We start from the raw sequence: 18,356 nt of genomic DNA, 5'->3' as shown, positions 1-18,356 counted from the left end.
AATATCATGGCAACCAGTCCCAGATCAGCATGCGCAACCAATCGATAAATCGATGCGTCCATATCCAGATAAGCTTGCGTTCCCCGACATTGATTTTTCCCACGCCTTCCATCCCTGGGCGCAGTCGCGGTGGAGCATGTTTGAGTTTGGCCTCGACACGAAAATAGTTATGCCCTTCTTCCGCTTCAGCGACGGAAATATTGGTCACATCCAAAGGCATGGACTCGGCCGATATACCGGATAGAACAATCGTGCCCTTCTGCCCCGCAGCCACATCACGAATATCCCGCTCATCGACTCTCAGTATGACCCTGTAGGCATCGAGCGGTGCAACTTCGAATAGCAGCTTCCCTCGTTCCACCGGGCTGCCGAACATCTGACTAAGATCTCCAGTAACCACAATTCCGTCAAAAGGGGCGACGATGGCGGTACGCGCCAGCTTGTCTTCCACCAGGGTAAGCTGGGCCTCCGTTTGTGCGACTTGAGCCGCCAGAATGCGAACCTGCGGTCGATCGCGCTTGGCCAGGGCATCGCGATATTTACGATCATTCTGCTCAAACTCACTCGACCATTTTTGGCGCTCCACCACCAAATCACGATCATCCAGCTTGGCAAGCAATTGTCCCTGTTTCACGGTCTGACCGGCGCGTATATAGGCTTGAGCGATGTAGCCTTCAAATGGCGCAACGACCGAACGCTGAACTTCGCCTTCCAAAACTGCTTTGGCGGGAACCCGGTATTCAGCGTCAAATACTGAAATAAAGATCAGAAAAGCCAACAGGGAACCGGCAGCGTAGCGGAAACTCGGACGACGGGGGTCCGTCAGAGCCTGAGCGGCTGCGCGTAACTGCTGCGCGGAGCGACCCGCAATCCAATGGGTCGCATCCTCTTTCATTTCCAGGATGGGGCCGATCAACGACGCCGTGGCCTGGCACAACTCCACATCCGTGAGTGTAAAACGCGTTTCGGCCCGCTCGAACGTGATCACGCCCACACCGCGCCCCCCGGTGCGCAGCACTACGGACAGCACAGAACCTGCCTTGGCTATATCCTTATGTGCCACCGCAATGCCTTTAAGCAAGCCTTCGATCGGCGGATATGCAATGGTTTTACGCTGATCGAGCGCCTCATCCATGGCATTTTCAATCTCGGCCACAAACTGACTTTTTTTCTCGAACCAGGCGGAATTGGAAAGCGCCACCAGGTGAATCTGATTTTTTCTCTCGATGCCAATCGCGATTCGCCTGCATGCAAGACGTTTACACAATTCGCTTGCAATTGCGAGGGAAGCATCTTCGAGCTTTACATATTCTCCCGCCAACGCGGCGATATCCAGGGCTACCGCCGCACGCTCAAGTTGCCGGGTATCGTCAGCACTCTTCTGGCGCCAGAAATGAGATTCGAACCATCCCATTCCCCAGCTTAATTGCTGATTTATCTTTTGTAATGCGGCGGCGGGACGCTTGCTGACCTCCAGCGCCACTGCGCCGTGTAAACGTCCATCTACCTCGATGGGGTAGGTAATGAGGATCGTCTGATCGGTTTTTCCGGGCTGAGTGGCGCCTGCTCGTCCGATCAGGCACTTCTGTGCGGCATTGCCAAGATGGGTCACATCCCGTGTCCCATGGGGCCATATGCCTGCCGGAACAAAAGTATTCGCTGATTCTTCTATTACAAGCAAACCCGACTCAACCCCATCCAGCATTCCGCACAGACGGCCAAGCCATGCCTGTGAAGGGCCCTGTCCTGGTTGGCGTACGCCAGAAATGCCACGTAGCGTCATCTCATCCGGTTGAGGCAACTCAGCAGAAACCGGCGCAGTCGAAGTGTTCGCGTTTGGCTCGGGTTGCGTCAATTAACTATTCCGCTTGATGCCACCATTGATCTTATTTCACACCACAATGGTGTACACCAATCTTGCATAGAGAAAGCCAATTTCTCCAGTCTCGGATACCCTCAAAACCTGTCTTCAAATTCCCACGATCCTGTACACCACGCCATTGGTTGAGGCGACACGCAGGGAGCCGTCGGGGGCGAAGGCTAGCCCGGAGATCTCGCTGTTATTGACGCCCTGGGAGGCCAGATCGAGCCGGCGCACCTCGGTGCCGGTGCGGGTGAGTTCCACCAGTGTTGCGCTCCCGGAATAGCTCCCCAGCCACAGGTTGCCGGTGACCGGATCGATCGCCAGGCCGGCCCAGTTGGAGATGTTGAACGGCACTGCGAAGCTCGCGATCTCCGCACCGGTGGCCGGGTTGATCTCGGCGATGCGGTTGCCCGCGCTGCGGCCATCTGTCACGAACAGGTGGCCGCTCGCGGCGTCAAACACCCCGGCGGTGAGATCGTAGTTCTGCGCCAGCGCGAGGCTCGCGATCACTGCGCCATTTGCCGGATTGACGGCGATCACCCGGTCGGGATTGGGATAGCCGTTGAACAGCACCAGCGTGCCCGCGGGCACGCTGGTGCCGTTGAGGCTCATCGCCTGGCCCAGCACCTGCAGGCCCGCCACATTAAATACATAAGGCGTGCCGAAGTCATTGTTCAGGGTAATGGTCTGCAGGATGGCGCCACTGGCCGCATCGATGCGCAGGATGTGGCCGGGATTATTGTTGTCGCTCACCCAGAGCGCGCCGCTGGAGGGGTCCACCGCCACATCGCCCAGCGCGCCTACCGCCGCTGTGTCGCCCGGGCGCAGCAGGTTGAGATCCAGCGCCGCCGAGGTGCCGCCCGCGGTGGTGACGGTGACGCCGCCCAGGCCGTGGCGCGGCAGAGTGTTCGTATCCAGATAGGCGCGCCCGTTCTGCGCGCTGAAGTCATTGTTGTAATACACATCTGCCGAGCCATTGATCTGGCTGTCGGCTACCGTTGCCCCGATAAAGTTGTAGCTGCTCGCCCCTTCCACGAAGCCCGAGCCGTACAGGGACAGCGCGGCGTTCTGCACATCGAAGCCGGTGAGCCTGGGCACGATCTGCAATAGCGGCTGGCTGGCCGAGCCGAATACCTGCAGGCTAGCTACGCCGTTGGCGTATTCGGGAATGAGCAGCGTGGCGCTGCTGCCGTTGGCGGCCGCGCTGGTGGGGTTCAGCTGTGTCATCCGCGCATTGCCGCTGATATCGGTCCAGCGCAGCAGTACGTCAGTGGCGGTGGACAGCCCCGCGCCTTGCAGGGTGATGGCCTGGCCCGGATTGGCCGAGGCCTCATCCGCGTCCGCGGGCGTGCCGCTCAATGCCGTGGCGCCAATGCCGCTCAAGTTGACGCTGTAGCTGGCGCTGGCCCCGCCCGCGGTCTTGATGCTGATGGGGCCGAAGGCGCTGCCGGAGAGTGGCACGGTGACCTGCACGTAGCCGTTGGGGATGAAGCCGATGCTCGGGTCATAACGGAACTGCACATCCGCCCCGGTGTTCACCCCGGCATCCAGCACTACGTCACTCCCAAACCGGTATTCGCTGTTGTTGCTTTCAACAAACCCCAGCCCGCTGATCAAAACCGTCGCGCTGCTGCCATCAGCCGCCACACTCTGTACCTGTACGTCCGTGATCACGGGCAGAATCTGCAACGCCAGCGCGCTGGCGTTGCGGTCACCCACCACGCGCACCGTGCCGGTGATGGCATTCAACGGGACCGCCACCTGGATTTCGGTACCCCCGGCATTGACGGTGGCCGGCCGTGCAATCAGCTGGCTGCGGTTGCCGTTATTGTCCACGGTCTCGAATACCACATCCGTACTGGCGTCCAGCCCGGTTCCCTGGAGCTTGATGGTCTGGCCGGCCACGGCGGATGCCTGGGCAGCATTGGCTGCCGTGCCGCTGCTGGCACTGGCCGTGATGCCGGTGATGCTCAAACCGAAGGCTGCGCTGGTGCCGCCGATGGTCACGACCTGGATCGGCCCGGTGGGCGCGCCTGTAGGTACAGTCAGGCTGAGGGTGGTGTTCCCGGCATCCGGTCCGGTATTGCGCGATGAATCGTTCAGCCGCTGGTTGCCGAACAATACGCTGGTCGCCCCTTCGGCAAAGCCGCTGCCGCTAAGCGTCAGGCTGCCGCCGTTGTAGAGACTGTTGAGGCTGGCGCTGATATCGCTCAGCGTGGGCACGATCTGCAGCAATACGCCGCTGCTGTCGCGTGCAAGACGTACGGTGCCGGTGGTGGCGTCGGTGGGCACGACTACGGTCAGGCTGCTGCCATCCGCGGCCACGCTGACAGGGATGACGGTCCGCTCAGCCAGGCGGCCGGAACTGTCGATGGTTGTAAACAACAACCTGTCACCGCTTTGCAGGCCTATGCCTTGCAGGGTAATGGTCTGACCGGTGTTGGCCGAGGCGATTCCATTGCTGGCGGGTATGCCACTGCCGGCAGTGGCGCTGATGCCGCCCAGATGATGGGTGCCTGCGCCCTGATGCTCCAGCGTGAGCTTGTAGGCGCCGGTATAGGAACTGGCGGTACCGCTGCCGGCAGTGCCGGGGTTGTAGCTGCTATTGCCATGACCGCTGACGCCGACGTAATAGCTGCCGGCGGCCGTAATGGCAGTACGCAGCGCAGGTGTGCCGCTGGGGTTGAAGCTTCCCGCCACCAGTTGATTGCCCGCGGCGTCGAACACGCGCACATGGGTATAGTTGCTGGAGCCATCCATGACCAGAGACAGCACAGTGCCGGCAGCGAGATCGACTCGGTAGAAATCGACATCCTTGGCTGCCTGGGTGCCGTCCCCGACGGTGCCATTGACCACGAGGCGCTGGTCGACCGGCACTGCAAGGGCAGCAACCGTAGCCAGGGTATCGCCGGCTTCGCCCGGGGAAACACTGGTGCTGGTGGTAATGTTGGACGGCTGGCTGCGCAGCACGGCGCTGCCGCCACTGGTGGAGACAGTGATGACGCCTGCTGTCACCCCATTGGGCACGGTCAGGGTCAGCAGTTGCTGATCCGCCGAGCTGCTGCCGATCCCCTCGAACACGGTGCGCACGTTGAAGCTGCCGGTGGCGCGGCCATCGACCTGCACGATCAGCTCGGAGCCGACCAGACCGGTGCCTTCCAGCATCACGGTGTTGCCCGCCACCACGCTGCCCCCGAGCGACTTGAGGGTGGGCACTATCTGCAGGTCGAAGCTGGCATTGCTGCCCAGCACCGTGACCTTGCCGGTGCGCGCGAGCGCGGGCACTTCGATGCTCAGGCTGGTGCCGCCGCTGCCCGGCGTGCCAGTGCGGGTGATGGTTCCCAGCGCACCGCTATCATCGATTCCCGTGAACTGCACCAGGGTCTGGCTTGTAAAGGCCTGGCCGGTAAGCGTGATGACCTGGCCGGTATTGGCCGAGGCTTTGGTGGCATCGGCCACGATGCCGCCATTCGTCAATGAGGCAAGCCCGGTATAGAGAACCGTTGGCTGCGCACCGAAGGCCGCACCGGCGATCTGGGCGTAACCCCCCTCGGTGGTCACGCGAAGGGGACCATCGAGCGTGCGTGGTGCAATCACGCCGAGGGTGTCGTTGCGCGCGCCGCTGACATCCAGTCCATTGACCGCTGCGCCATTGAAGGCCCTGCCGCCGATGGTGAGGGTGCTGGCCCCTTCCATGAAGCCCGAGCCGATGAGGCTGAAGGCACTGTCGCTGCCCGGCCGGCCACTCAGACCAGTGAGGGTGGGCACAACCTGCAGGCGTATGCCATCGCTGGCGCCATAGGTCTGTACCGATTGCGCGTTGGGGTAATAGTTGGCAAAGGTTTCCCGGAAGATCTGCTGGCCATCCGCCGTGATCTGGATGAGATCCGGACCCGCGGTGGGATGGCTGCCTTCCCAGCTATCCAGTACGTACAGATCGAAGTTCAGGGTGTAGGTCTGCCCGGCGGTCAGCCCGCTCAGGTTCAGTACCTGGCTGGCATTGCCGAAGCGCCCGGAGAATTCGCTGAAGGTGCCCAGGCCGTTGCGGTCGGTGGCCTGGTTGCTCCAGTTGGCCTTGGCGCCACCTTCGAAGGTATCGGCAAATACAGTGGTTGAGCCTTGCTTGACGACGACGTTGTCGATGCCCCAGCTCTCGTCGTTGATGTCCTGAAGCCCGCCGTCGGCGAAGCGCAACACAGCGGTGGCGCCATTCGCGGTGAAAGTGGCAGTAACCTTGCGGTAGATGGAATCGTTGTAACCGGTGAAACCGAGGTTGCTGGCGCCCGCATTGACGACCTTGATGTCGCCGGTGGCGGCCAGATCGGGCACGAGCACCTGCAGGCGCGTGCCTGCGGCGTCCACGGCCAGGGGCCTGACGGCGATCACACTGGTGTTGCCGTTGTTGTCACGGGTGTTGAACAGGACCTGCGTGCCCGATCCGAAGTTGCTGCCGCGCAGTTCGATGATCTGGCCCACATTGGCCGCAGCCACCCCACTCTGCGCCGCCACGCCATCGGTAGCCGTAGCGATGACTTGCGTGAGCGTGGCGCGTTGGACAGGGGCATCACGGGCAGGATCAATCCTGTACACCACGCCATTGGTTGAGGCGACACGCAGGGAGCCGTCGGGGGCGAAGGCTAGCCCGGAGATCTCGCTGTTATTGACGCCCTGGGAGGCCAGATCGAGCCGGCGCACCTCGGTGCCGGTGCGGGTGAGTTCCACCAGTGTTGCGCTCCCGGAATAGCTCCCCAGCCACAGGTTGCCGGTGACCGGATCGATCGCCAGGCCGGCCCAGTTGGAGATGTTGAACGGCACTGCGAAGCTCGCGATCTCCGCACCGGTGGCCGGGTTGATCTCGGCGATGCGGTTGCCCGCGCTGCGGCCATCTGTCACGAACAGGTGGCCGCTCGCGGCGTCAAACACCCCGGCGGTGAGATCGTAGTTCTGCGCCAGCGCGAGGCTCGCGATCACTGCGCCATTTGCCGGATTGACGGCGATCACCCGGTCGGGATTGGGATAGCCGTTGAACAGCACCAGCGTGCCCGCGGGCACGCTGGTGCCGTTGAGGCTCATCGCCTGGCCCAGCACCTGCAGGCCCGCCACATTAAATACATAAGGCGTGCCGAAGTCATTGTTCAGGGTAATGGTCTGCAGGATGGCGCCACTGGCCGCATCGATGCGCAGGATGTGGCCGGGATTATTGTTGTCGCTCACCCAGAGCGCGCCGCTGGAGGGGTCCACCGCCACATCGCCCAGCGCGCCTACCGCCGCTGTGTCGCCCGGGCGCAGCAGGTTGAGATCCAGCGCCGCCGAGGTGCCGCCCGCGGTGGTGACGGTGACGCCGCCCAGGCCGTGGCGCGGCAGAGTGTTCGTATCCAGATAGGCGCGCCCGTTCTGCGCGCTGAAGTCATTGTTGTAATACACATCTGCCGAGCCATTGATCTGGCTGTCGGCTACCGTTGCCCCGATAAAGTTGTAGCTGCTCGCCCCTTCCACGAAGCCCGAGCCGTACAGGGACAGCGCGGCGTTCTGCACATCGAAGCCGGTGAGCCTGGGCACGATCTGCAATAGCGGCTGGCTGGCCGAGCCGAATACCTGCAGGCTAGCTACGCCGTTGGCGTATTCGGGAATGAGCAGCGTGGCGCTGCTGCCGTTGGCGGCCGCGCTGGTGGGGTTCAGCTGTGTCATCCGCGCATTGCCGCTGATATCGGTCCAGCGCAGCAGTACGTCAGTGGCGGTGGACAGCCCCGCGCCTTGCAGGGTGATGGCCTGGCCCGGATTGGCCGAGGCCTCATCCGCGTCCGCGGGCGTGCCGCTCAATGCCGTGGCGCCAATGCCGCTCAAGTTGACGCTGTAGCTGGCGCTGGCCCCGCCCGCGGTCTTGATGCTGATGGGGCCGAAGGCGCTGCCGGAGAGTGGCACGGTGACCTGCACGTAGCCGTTGGGGATGAAGCCGATGCTCGGGTCATAACGGAACTGCACATCCGCCCCGGTGTTCACCCCGGCATCCAGCACTACGTCACTCCCAAACCGGTATTCGCTGTTGTTGCTTTCAACAAACCCCAGCCCGCTGATCAAAACCGTCGCGCTGCTGCCATCAGCCGCCACACTCTGTACCTGTACGTCCGTGATCACGGGCAGAATCTGTAGCAAAAATGTCCCGTCGGCAAAAATCGTTTTCGTATTGCCCACCTGTGAAAACACCTGGATCTCGCCGGTGATCGCATCCAGCGGCACGTTGAAATACGCGACGCCCAGCACAGTATCGAAGCGGCTGGCTGCCACATCACGCGTGGTTTTGTTCCCGTTCGCATCGATGACATTAAATGTGGTGCGGGCAGAAGCGGGATCGAAGGGCACAGGCAAGCCGATTTCCTGGCCCGGATTGGCGGAAGGCGCCTGCGTGATTTCCGGGACGCCGCTGCCCGCGCGGATATCGCTGGCGGGACGAATACTGAAATTGCGGACGATGGGTGCAGCGAGAGCATTGCCGGCGCTGTCGGCGACTACCGACGGATCGATGCGTAGCTGGTAAGCTCCGGGCAGCAGGTAGCCATTGGGCAAAACGGATATCGATTGGCCGAATGAACGCGTGTCCAGCCGCACATCTATCGCTTTGTCGTCCGCCGTGCCTGCAACACCATCCAGGCCGATATTTATCAGCTCGATGCCCGTCAGATTCAGCTTGGACAGGTCCAGCGGTTCATCGAACGACACGTCGACCGAGCGGACGAAGAAGACACGCGCTCCTTCATCCAGGCTCATCTTCGTTACCTGGGGTGCAAAGGTATCGGGAACCACGTCCAGCACCACGGCGTCGGACAGGGTCGAGTTGCCTCCGGTGTCGGTGGCGCGAACCTGGATAGTCAGCTTGTTGCCGCCTTGGGCAATGGTCGGAGCTTGCGCGAAAAGCTCGAACGGAAAGGCAGCATCGTTCGATACTACCTTTCCATTGACCAGCAGCTCGACATTACGCACCTGAACATCATCGGTCACGGTCGGGATGACATTTACCGTACGGCCTTCCAATATCTGGATGCCCGCCTTTTCCGGATCGACAACGACGCCATCCACCTTGATGGATACCGTAGGCGCGACCCCCTTGGTATCGAAACCGATGTAGTTGACGATCTGCAGTCCGGATGTGCCGTCGGCGACGAAGGCAAGGCCATTGGCGAGCACCACGTCCTTGGGAGCGTCCGGCAGGCTGATGCGGGTGATGAAGCTGCCGGTATTGGCAGGGTCATTACTGCTGCTGACATCCAGTGCATAGATCTGTTCGCCGCGAGGACCGCGCAGGTTTCCGGCGGTGACCAGCAGCCCGGAGCCTGTGGCAGCCAGCGACTGGCCAGCTATGTTGGCGGCATCAATGCCACTGAGCAATTTCAAATCTGCAGCATTGGCGACATCGACAGTGCTGTATCCTTGCGTGAAATTGGTCGTAGTGCCGACGTAAGCCACGCTGCCGCCCACGAAGAGCTTGCCACCACCCGCAGCGAGCACCAGCGAATCACGCAGGGTTAGAAAATCGCCATCGATGGTGATGGAGCGCAGCGTGCGGCTCGCATCCATGGTATAGAGCGTGCTGCCTTCGAGCGCCAGGCCGGTCAGCGTCGCGCCACTGGAATTGCCCAGATCCAGCGTCTGGCGAATGTCGCCCGTATTCAAATCCACTATCGCGATATCACTGCCCGTAGCCACGTAAGCGAGACCATCACGCACTTCCACGCTGGTGACTGGGTCAGGGAAAGCAAGAGTTTGACGCAGGACGGGCGAGGTCGAATTCGAGACATCGACGATATGCAGGCCGCCTTCGTTGGCTGCCAGAACAGCCAGACCGCGCGTTGAATCGACTGCTACATCGTTATTCGTGCCCGACAGATCGAGTTCCGCCAGTACAGTGGGCTTGGTGAACTGCGATACGTCGACTACGGCTAGACCGGCAGTGCCGGTCGCGACGTAGGCGATAAGCCTGGATGCATCAGAGGTAGATCCCGCGACCATTACTGCTTCGGCTGCGCCTTGAAAGCTGGTTGCGGATACTATGCCGCTGGGAATTCCAAGACCCCCGAGAGGATCGAGACCCTGCTCGATCTCCACACGATCAGAAATGCCATCGGAGTCTGTATCTGAGGAATTTTGTGATGTGCGAACTATATACTCCGCAAAATTAGGAACACCATCACCATCCGTGTCTGTCGGTACAGGTATTATTCCCGGGTCCATTACATAGCTCTGAACGAAGGTTAACCCCGAGGCAGCGCCTTGTATTGAGTGGCCGATAAACCCCATGCTCAACGGATCAAGTATCCATAGGAAAGCAGATCTGTTTTGGGGAAGAGATATCTCAATACTCCCGTTGTTATCAGTTTTACCAAAAAAAGATTGAGGAAAACCTGCAGCATCTACTATATCAATTCGATAATGCAATTGACGATTAATCTTCATTTCCGTAATGGTGACAGAGGATTGTGCACGTCCGCTGCGCTGCTGAACTTCTTCCGCCAGTACCCGTAAATTTATGCCATCGGGTGCTGGTTTCTCCACATTTCCGCGCCGATTAACTTCTTGCATTAGGACGATTAGATCCCCAGGAGAAAATATTTGGATTCCCCCAATGGAGAGTTCTGGAGGCGCATCTCCTCGTGCTTGGAATAAGGCCTCCAAGATTGAACTTGAACATACTTGTCCTGCTGATGGCCCAGAAGTGTAAAAACTATAGGTTTCGCCTTCGAAATTACTAACAATTCTAATGAATTCTTGCTGCTGACTTTCTGAAAGTGAATTTACGCTGATGGCCGTTACAGAATCGTAGGCTCTAACAAAGTCATCTAGCGACCGAGGTGCCGGCGAGGGAGATCCGAAAAGGGGATGATCATTGGCATGATTCGGATTCAGTTCCGCAATAACCATATTTCCAAACTCATCCCGATACGCAACAGCGGCATGGTCAAAACCTGCTTGAGAACCATCCACGCCGAGGCCGAACGAAAATGCACCTGTCAAGCTTGGCCCGATATTCCAGTATTTATCAGCGCCGACAATCGCTATACCATTTTTACTATTATCCACGGCCGCATAAATCGCATCTCGGTTTGCGCTAGCTTCCTTTATATTAGCCCCGCGGAGACCACCGCCTTTAGTAGCATATGTCCCTGAATCGGCATCAGTGGAATAAGTTTCTTTGGACAGTGGATCAAGGGCCGCAATAGCTGTGTCATTAAATCCGTTCGAAATTACATCTCGGACAGACTGGAAGGTTCCCTTTATAGCGAGGATAAAGCTTGGTAGCGTAATCCCATGCCATCCCGGCGCCATTATTCCTGAGCCTTCATCCGAAATGACGGTCTTCCCGTCTGCAGATACGGTCCCCGTACCATTAATTACCAACATTCCCGTCGTATGATCGAAGCTAAGGATGTTGAGCTTGGTGCCGGGATCAGCATTGAATACGTTCGGGAAAGTGATCTGTACCGGTTTGTTAAAAGTGTTGACGCCCGGCGCCTGAATGGTAATGTCGAAGCTGTGCTGCAACACTCCCGGCGGGAGCATGTCGCGCACCAGCTCGGGCGGCACGGTGTTGATGCCGATCTTGACGTCTTCCACCGGCTTACCGTCGAACCCGACGGCGCTGCCCGGTGGAACGGTCAGCGTGAGCTGGCTGCGCTGCTCATCGGTCAAATCGGGGGCCGACTTGGCATCCACCGTTACTACTGTGGTCTCTGTCTGGCTGACTTGCTGAAGAGACGAGGTTTGCACCCGGGGTAGGTAGACTTCGCGCCGTTCCGCGTTCGCAAGCCGCTCCTCGTTGGAGCCCATGCTGCCCATGACAGTATTGGTCACGCCCGGGAGCAACTGTGCCGACATGACCATCTCGGGGAAGAAAATCCCGTCCGGTGCATTGGTGGCGGTGCGACCATCCACGGCAATCTTGACTTCCCCCACCGGCACCTCGGTCAGTTCGAAGTTGCCGTTGGCGTCGGTGTAGACCACCTTGTCTTCCAGGCCGATTATGTAGACCTTGGCGTGCGCGATGGGGTTGAGGAACACATCGTCCGGGGTATGGATGATGCCATCCAAGCCGCGGCGGATGTCGTCGAAGGTCATCGGCAGCAGGTCGGCGCCGGGATCCACCACTTTGCCGACCAGCCTGGTATTGGCGACGATCGTGCTGCTGACGCTGGTAAAACTCCAAGTCAATTCACCGCCGGCCGTGCCATTTCCATCCCCATCGAGGAAAGACCCATCTGCCTGGGCGCGAATGGCGGAACCATCCAGGTGCAGCGTGATGTTGGATCCGCCCGGCATGGGTTTGTCGAAGAACAGCCAGGCAAAGCTGCCGTCCAGCGCGGGCACAATGGTGGTGTCTAGCTTCGCGCCATCCGGCCCGGTGGCATAAAAGGTATCGGCGGTCAGCGTGTTGGGGTTGACCTCGCGCGAAAAAAATACCTGCGGTCGGTAGGTGACGCCTACATCGCCGCTGCCCGCAACAGGAGTAACTCGCGTGACAGTGAACGGTGAGAGTGCCTCGATCTTGACCTCGCGCGTGAGGCTCGCCGAGTTGCCGGCCGCATCCCTGGCGTTGAGCACGAGGGAATGGTCACCGATGCCCAGATTGCGAAGGATCAGTGATTGATCAAAACTGCCCGTGGTTGCATCGAAGCTCAGGCGGTGTTTCTGCCCGCTATCCACGGTGTAGAACAATTCCACCAGCTGAGTGCCGGTCGGATTGGCCGTTCCAGCCACCCTGCTGCTGGCAGAAAGCGTTGCGCCATCGGCAAGGCTGGTCAGATCGAGTACGGGCGCTTGAGTATCGAGGGTAAAGCTGCGGTTGAATCCGGCGGCGAGGTTGCCGGCAGCGTCGCGTGCCAGGATCGTGACCGTGTGGCTGCCGTCCGCGCTGCCATCGACGCCAAAAGCGGTAGAAATGGTGAATTTGCCATCCGCATCCAGCGCAAGATCTGTCAGTTCTCCACCATCGATGCGGTACTGGCTGCTTGCCACCCCCGAGAGATTGTCCAGGATCTGCCCGCTGAGCGTGAGGTTGGTTTTGACCGCCGCAGGCGTATCCGGGACGACGACGGCAGGGGCCTGGGTGTCCTCGTTGAGCGCAAAGCGCGCCAGCACCGCATCCGCCACCTGATGGCCCAATTCTTTTCCAGCCTGATTGGTGAATTCGTAATGAATGCCGCCATAGACGCGGCTGCGGCCCGCTTCTTCCGCGGCCGCATCGAAGTTGTCGAAGCTGCGTGTGACGCCGGGCAGGGTATAGGCAGTGGTGGAAAAAGAGGTATCCGTCCCGAAGACATGGCCGAGAATGCGCGCGGCAGCGGCGCTGAACGTGGAATGTCCGGAAGCATATTCGGGATGCGAGGGGGTGATGAGTAAAGGCGTCCAGCCCGCCTGCTTGACAGTGGCCGCGTTGTTGTCAAGATCGGCGTTGTTGATGGCTGTTTCTGGGCGCCACAGGCCGTAAGTGTATTTCGCGTCCCAGCAGGCGATGGCTGCATCGGCCAGGCCGACGTTGAGCATGGCAAACAGCCGGGCGTTGGCGCTCAGGCTATTACCCTGAGTCTGCGCGATTTGTTCCGCAATTTGGTTCCAGTGACCGGGCGGCGTGTAGCTGCCCGTGCCATCGGCCCAGAACTGGGCCTGCTGGGTCTGGTCAGCGGTGCGGGTTGTACTGGTGGCGCTGCCCACGCTGCGGATTTCTTCCACGGATTGCGCATATGCCGCAGAGTCGAGAGCCGGAGGAGGCGCGGAGCGGAACTCGTCGGGGCTGGTCAGCGCGAAAGGCATGACGTTGGCCCAATTGGGCTGGTCGGCGACCTCGAACATGGGGCCGGTGGGCCGCCATTTGCCGAGTTCGCCGCTGCCGGGGTAATCCACAAAGGCGTCAGAGCCATCGTTGCTGCGCAGGGCAAGAATGATATCGGCAACGGCTGTACCCAGCGCAATACCCGCATCCTTTTCCGATCCTTCCGCGACCTTCGTCAGGGAATCAGCCAGCGCAGCATCGAAGATCCCTTTCTGTCCAGGATATTCCGAGCTCAATACGCGATGAGCGGCTGAAGCAACCGCGGCATCGGCGGAGACAGATCCCTCGACTGTGCGCTTAACGAGATACGCCTGAGTGCCGTCAATCGCGGCGAGGCTATCGTATATGGCCAGGCTCACCATGGCGAGCAGACGGGTCGCGATGGGCGGATCGGTCACATCGAGACGTATTGCTTCGAGCGCCTGATGGTTCCAGAATAGTGCCTGGTCCTGCGTCACCTCTCCAGTGCGTTGGAAGGTGATGCTGCGATCCGAGGTATTTCCTGCGGCGTCGGTAGCACGCAGGGTAAGGACGTTGGCGCCATCCCGCAATACAATACCGGCCAACTGGAAATTGCCCAAGTTGTTTGCAAGCGCTGAAATCGATGTGCCCACTACGGATATGCTGGCGCCGGGGTCGGAACTTCCCACCAATGTCACGTTGGCTGCGTTGGTAATATGGTCCCCCACCGTTCCGGAATCGGAAGTGATCGCGAGGTCGAACGCTGGCTGGGCGGGCGTAGCGGTATCGAGCGTGAAAGCGACATTGATCTGCGCGGAAGCGTTTCCTGCCGCATCGAAAGCCTGCAAATGGAGAGTATGGCTGCCGTCAGTCAATGTACCGCCAAAGATGGATTCCAGCCGCGCAAGATCGAGTACGAATTCGCCGTTGTTGGCTATATAGCTGACGATTTCCCTGTATTGCGCGGCGGGTGTGGCGTCGAACCCCGCGAGCAGGCTGGCTATGGCTACATTGTCGCTCGCCGTGCCGGAGATGCTCGCGTTGGAGGTGATGCCATCCGTCGTGCTGGAGCCGGTATCGCTAGCCAGAGCTGCATTCAGTTGCGGCAAGATGGTGTCGCCGCCGTTGGGTATCTCGGCGCGCGTGATCGTTTGGCTGAACTCACTGCTGTTGCCTGCCACATCGGCGGCCCGAACGGTGAAGTTGTTATTGCCCAGTGCAAGGGGCACCCCACTGAATGCAAACGCGCCTTGGGTGTCGGCTACTGTGTAGAGGGGTGCTTCGACCAGATCGATGCGCGCACCAGGCGAAGTAGTCCCTGTCAGAACCACGGTCTCGTTGGTCGTTGTGTTGTCCCCAAGCGTGCCCGTATCCGACTGGGACGCGAGACCAAGCGTCGGGATCGATGGAGCGGTCGTATCGATGGTCAACTGCAGAGCGGGAGACGCGTTGCTGACGTTGCCGGCCAGGTCTTCCGCCATCGCGCTCAGCGAATAGGCTCCATCGGCCAGCGTATCCAGTTGGTATTGAGTCTCCGGCCCGGATCGGATGCCATTGACCAGGATGGCATTCATATAGAGCCTGATGGCAACTTCGCTTTCCGCGCTGACATCGATCCTAGGCGCCGCGATATTGGTAATGTTGTCATCGGCTGCGCTGCCGCTATCATCTCCTGCCGCGAGGCGTACGCTGGGCGAATTCGGCGCGCTGGTGTCCAGGGTGAATTGCAGGTCGAAACTCTGCGAATTCCCGGCTTTGTCTGCGGCGATGAGGTGCAGGGTGTGCGTCCCGTCAGCCAGTGCTGCGCTATTGATTACCGCCAGTTGAGCGGGGCTGAGGGCGAGGGTGCCGTCCGCTTGCACGCTGCTGAGGATTTCCTTGTATTGCCCTGAAGGGGTGGCATCGAAACCTGCGAGCAGGCTGGTGACGGCGACATTGTCGCTGACCGTGCCGACGATGCTCGCGTTGGAGGTGATGCCGTCTGTTGCGCTGGAACCGGTGTCGGTGGCCAAGGCTGCATTCAGCTGCGGCAGGACGGTGTCGCCACCGCTGGGTATTTCGGTGCGCGTGATCGTTTGGCTGAACGCACTGCTGTTACCCGCCACGTCGGTGGCGCGCACGGTGAAGTCGTTATCACCCAGTGCGATCGTCACACCGTTAAAACTGAATGCACCTTGGCTGTCTGCTACTGTGTTGAGGGCCGCTTCCACCAGATCGACCCGCGCGCCGGGCGAAGTGGCGCCCGTCAGAACCACGGTCTCGTTAGTCGTTGTGTTGTCGCCAAGCGCGCCTGTATCCGACTGGGCCGCGAGGCCAAGTGTCGGGATCGATGGAGCGACCGTATCGATAGTCAACTGCAGGGCGGAAGATGCGATACTGACGTTGCCAGCCAGGTCTTCCGCTGTCGCATTCAGCGTGTAGGCGCCATCAGTCAATTTACCCAGCTGGTATTGGGTTTCGGGCCCAGACCTGACTCCGGCAACCAGTAGCGCGCTCATATAGAGTCTGATGGCGGTTTCCGCTTCCGCGCTGACATTGATCCTGGGCGCTGCGATATTGGTAATGTTGTCATCGCTTGCCGTGCCGCTGTCATCCCCTGGCGCGAGGCGTACGTTGGGTGAATTCGGCGCGCTAGTGTCCAAAGTGAATTGCAGGTCGAAACTCTGCGAATTCCCAGCTTTGTCTGCGGCGATGAAGTGCAGGGTGTGCGTTCCGTCAACCAGCACTGCGCCATTGATTGCCGCCAGTTGTGCGGCGGTAAGTTCGAGATTGCCATCCGGCTTTATATTGCTGAGGATGTCGGTGTACTCGGAGGCAGGTGCGGCATCGAAGCCGGCCTTGAGCGATGCGATACCTCCTGCATCCGTGACTTGTCCCCGAACGGCCGAGTCGGATGTAACACGATCATCGGCCAGGTGGCCGGCGTCATTGGAGAGCGACCCACTCACGCTGGGTTTTGTGATATCGATCGTGGATGTATTCAGTTGCGGCAGGGATGACGGTGTAACAGCCAAACCCCCGACTTTTACCAGATTGGGGAACGCGCCCGCAACGATATGCGATAAGGTGTCCAGGCTTCCCCCGATGAGGAGTTCCTGAATCTTGCCGGGAGTGCTCCCCGTTAATGTGTCGTTGCCATCGTTGAATATTCCGTTACGAGGGTCTACACCAACCCAGACGTGCGACTCGACCATGGAACCGGTGACGCGGAAACGGCTGATTACGCCGGCGCTGAATTGATCACCAGTACTTCCCGTGCCCCCGAGCGCGCCGTCGCTGCCCAGGTTTGCACCCACGATAACGCGCGCCTGATTGAGGTTGCCACCCACCTGGAGTGCCTGCAGCGATGGCGTGGAAAGTTGTCCGCTTGCGTCGCCCCTGGTGGAGAACAGTGATAACGGTCCTGAAAACGCGGCCTTCCACGATGTGGCCGTCGACTGCGCCGCCACTTGGCTTGCACGACCAAGCACGATCCAGGACCCGCCGTCGAGGGCGCCCCCGATTTGTGCGCTGCCAAGGGTATAGGATGTCGCAGGGGCGCCCGACAAGTTGACATCGGCCGAGAATACCCCAGTGACGATCAGCGTGCCCAGGGAAGATGCGTTGATGGATGCGGGAGCGGAGTCAAATGCGAGCCATTCCTTTACCGTTACCGTGCTGAGAGGAGTTGCGCTTGTCAGCACCAGTGAATGCACATTCCCCGCACTGAACGCTGTGGCTGGACCACCACCTTGTATCAGTAATGATGAAGATCCCTTTACGTCACCCAGAGTAATGCTCTGTACGCTGCCTGCAACACGAGCGTTACCCTGAAGATCCAGGCTGGGGGCGAGGATGGATTTGATATTGCCATCCACTGTCAAACCTGTTAAAAGCGAGTGCGCACCGGTCGCGGTGGCGGCAAGTACGCTGGTCGCGTCGGTTGAGAAAAGCGATAATGCCAATCCCTCTCCAGATCTGCTTACCTCACCCCATCCCGGACCGGTCAGCGAGAAAATAACGGTGGTACCGTTGCTATCGGTGAGACTGAGCGATGCGGGCGCGGCATGACCGGGAACCTCCCCAAATCGCCAGGCTACATTCAACGTTCCGTTTGCTACCGAGACGTTGTTGGTCTCGCTGCCTTCCGGAACCTGCTGGTCCGGATCTACGGATGTGATGACTTTGTAATGGCCAGGTGCACTGAGCTCGTCGACCGAGATTGGCACGGTAAAGTTTGTGGATGTGCCGGGTAAAAGTGCGCTGGATGAATTTGTTACTGTGCCAATGAGCGTATCGCCTATATCCGGCTGTGAGTCCTGGGATGCGAATAGCCTGACGGTAAGAGGTGTTGCGGGGGCATCGCCTTGATTGGTGATGCGTACGGAGATTGAAGCCGATTCCGCCACTAGAAAGTCTCGATCGAGGGAGCTGTCATCAACTGAGCCTATCAGATCCGCACTCAGGAGGAGCCGCGGTTCCAGCGCCTCAAAGAGCAGGGTCTTATGTAGAGGCGTAAACTGCATATCCGTGTCGCAGCAAGTTCGTTCGCGCGTAACCCCATCGAGCAAATGATCAAGCAGTCGACTGACACGATTTTTTTTTCGTTGTCCAAGTTCGCCCGGACGCACACGCTCCTTTTCAGCTTTCTTAGCCACGATACCCCTTTAAAATAACGTATTGATTGTCGTAAGCGGCTGCAGTGGCCGGTACGTAGGTGTAGTTGCTTTTTTT

At 59.7% G+C, this 18,356-nt stretch carries 2 protein-coding genes; both read right to left on the bottom strand.

Going from position 1 to position 18,356, the window contains the following annotated elements; translation table 11 throughout:
- Positions 1–4: 4 nt before the first annotated feature.
- A complete protein-coding gene (locus BLP78_RS03710; protein WP_143002885.1) occupies positions 5–1,855 on the bottom strand; it encodes a GAF domain-containing protein in 1,851 nt (616 codons plus the stop codon).
- Positions 1,856–1,969: 114 nt separating this feature from the next.
- Complete coding sequence (locus tag BLP78_RS03705; RefSeq protein ID WP_143002884.1) at positions 1,970–18,280, bottom strand: Ig-like domain-containing protein; 16,311 nt, start codon at positions 18,278–18,280, stop codon at positions 1,970–1,972.
- Between the last annotated feature and the right edge of the window lie 76 nt (positions 18,281–18,356).

It is taken from the genome of Nitrosospira sp. Nsp1 (assembly GCF_900100985.1).
In the GTDB taxonomy this organism is placed as follows: Bacteria; Pseudomonadota; Gammaproteobacteria; order Burkholderiales; family Nitrosomonadaceae; genus Nitrosospira.
The sequence above is the reverse complement of the archived record's forward strand: the minus strand, read 5'-3'. Positions and strand labels throughout refer to the sequence as shown.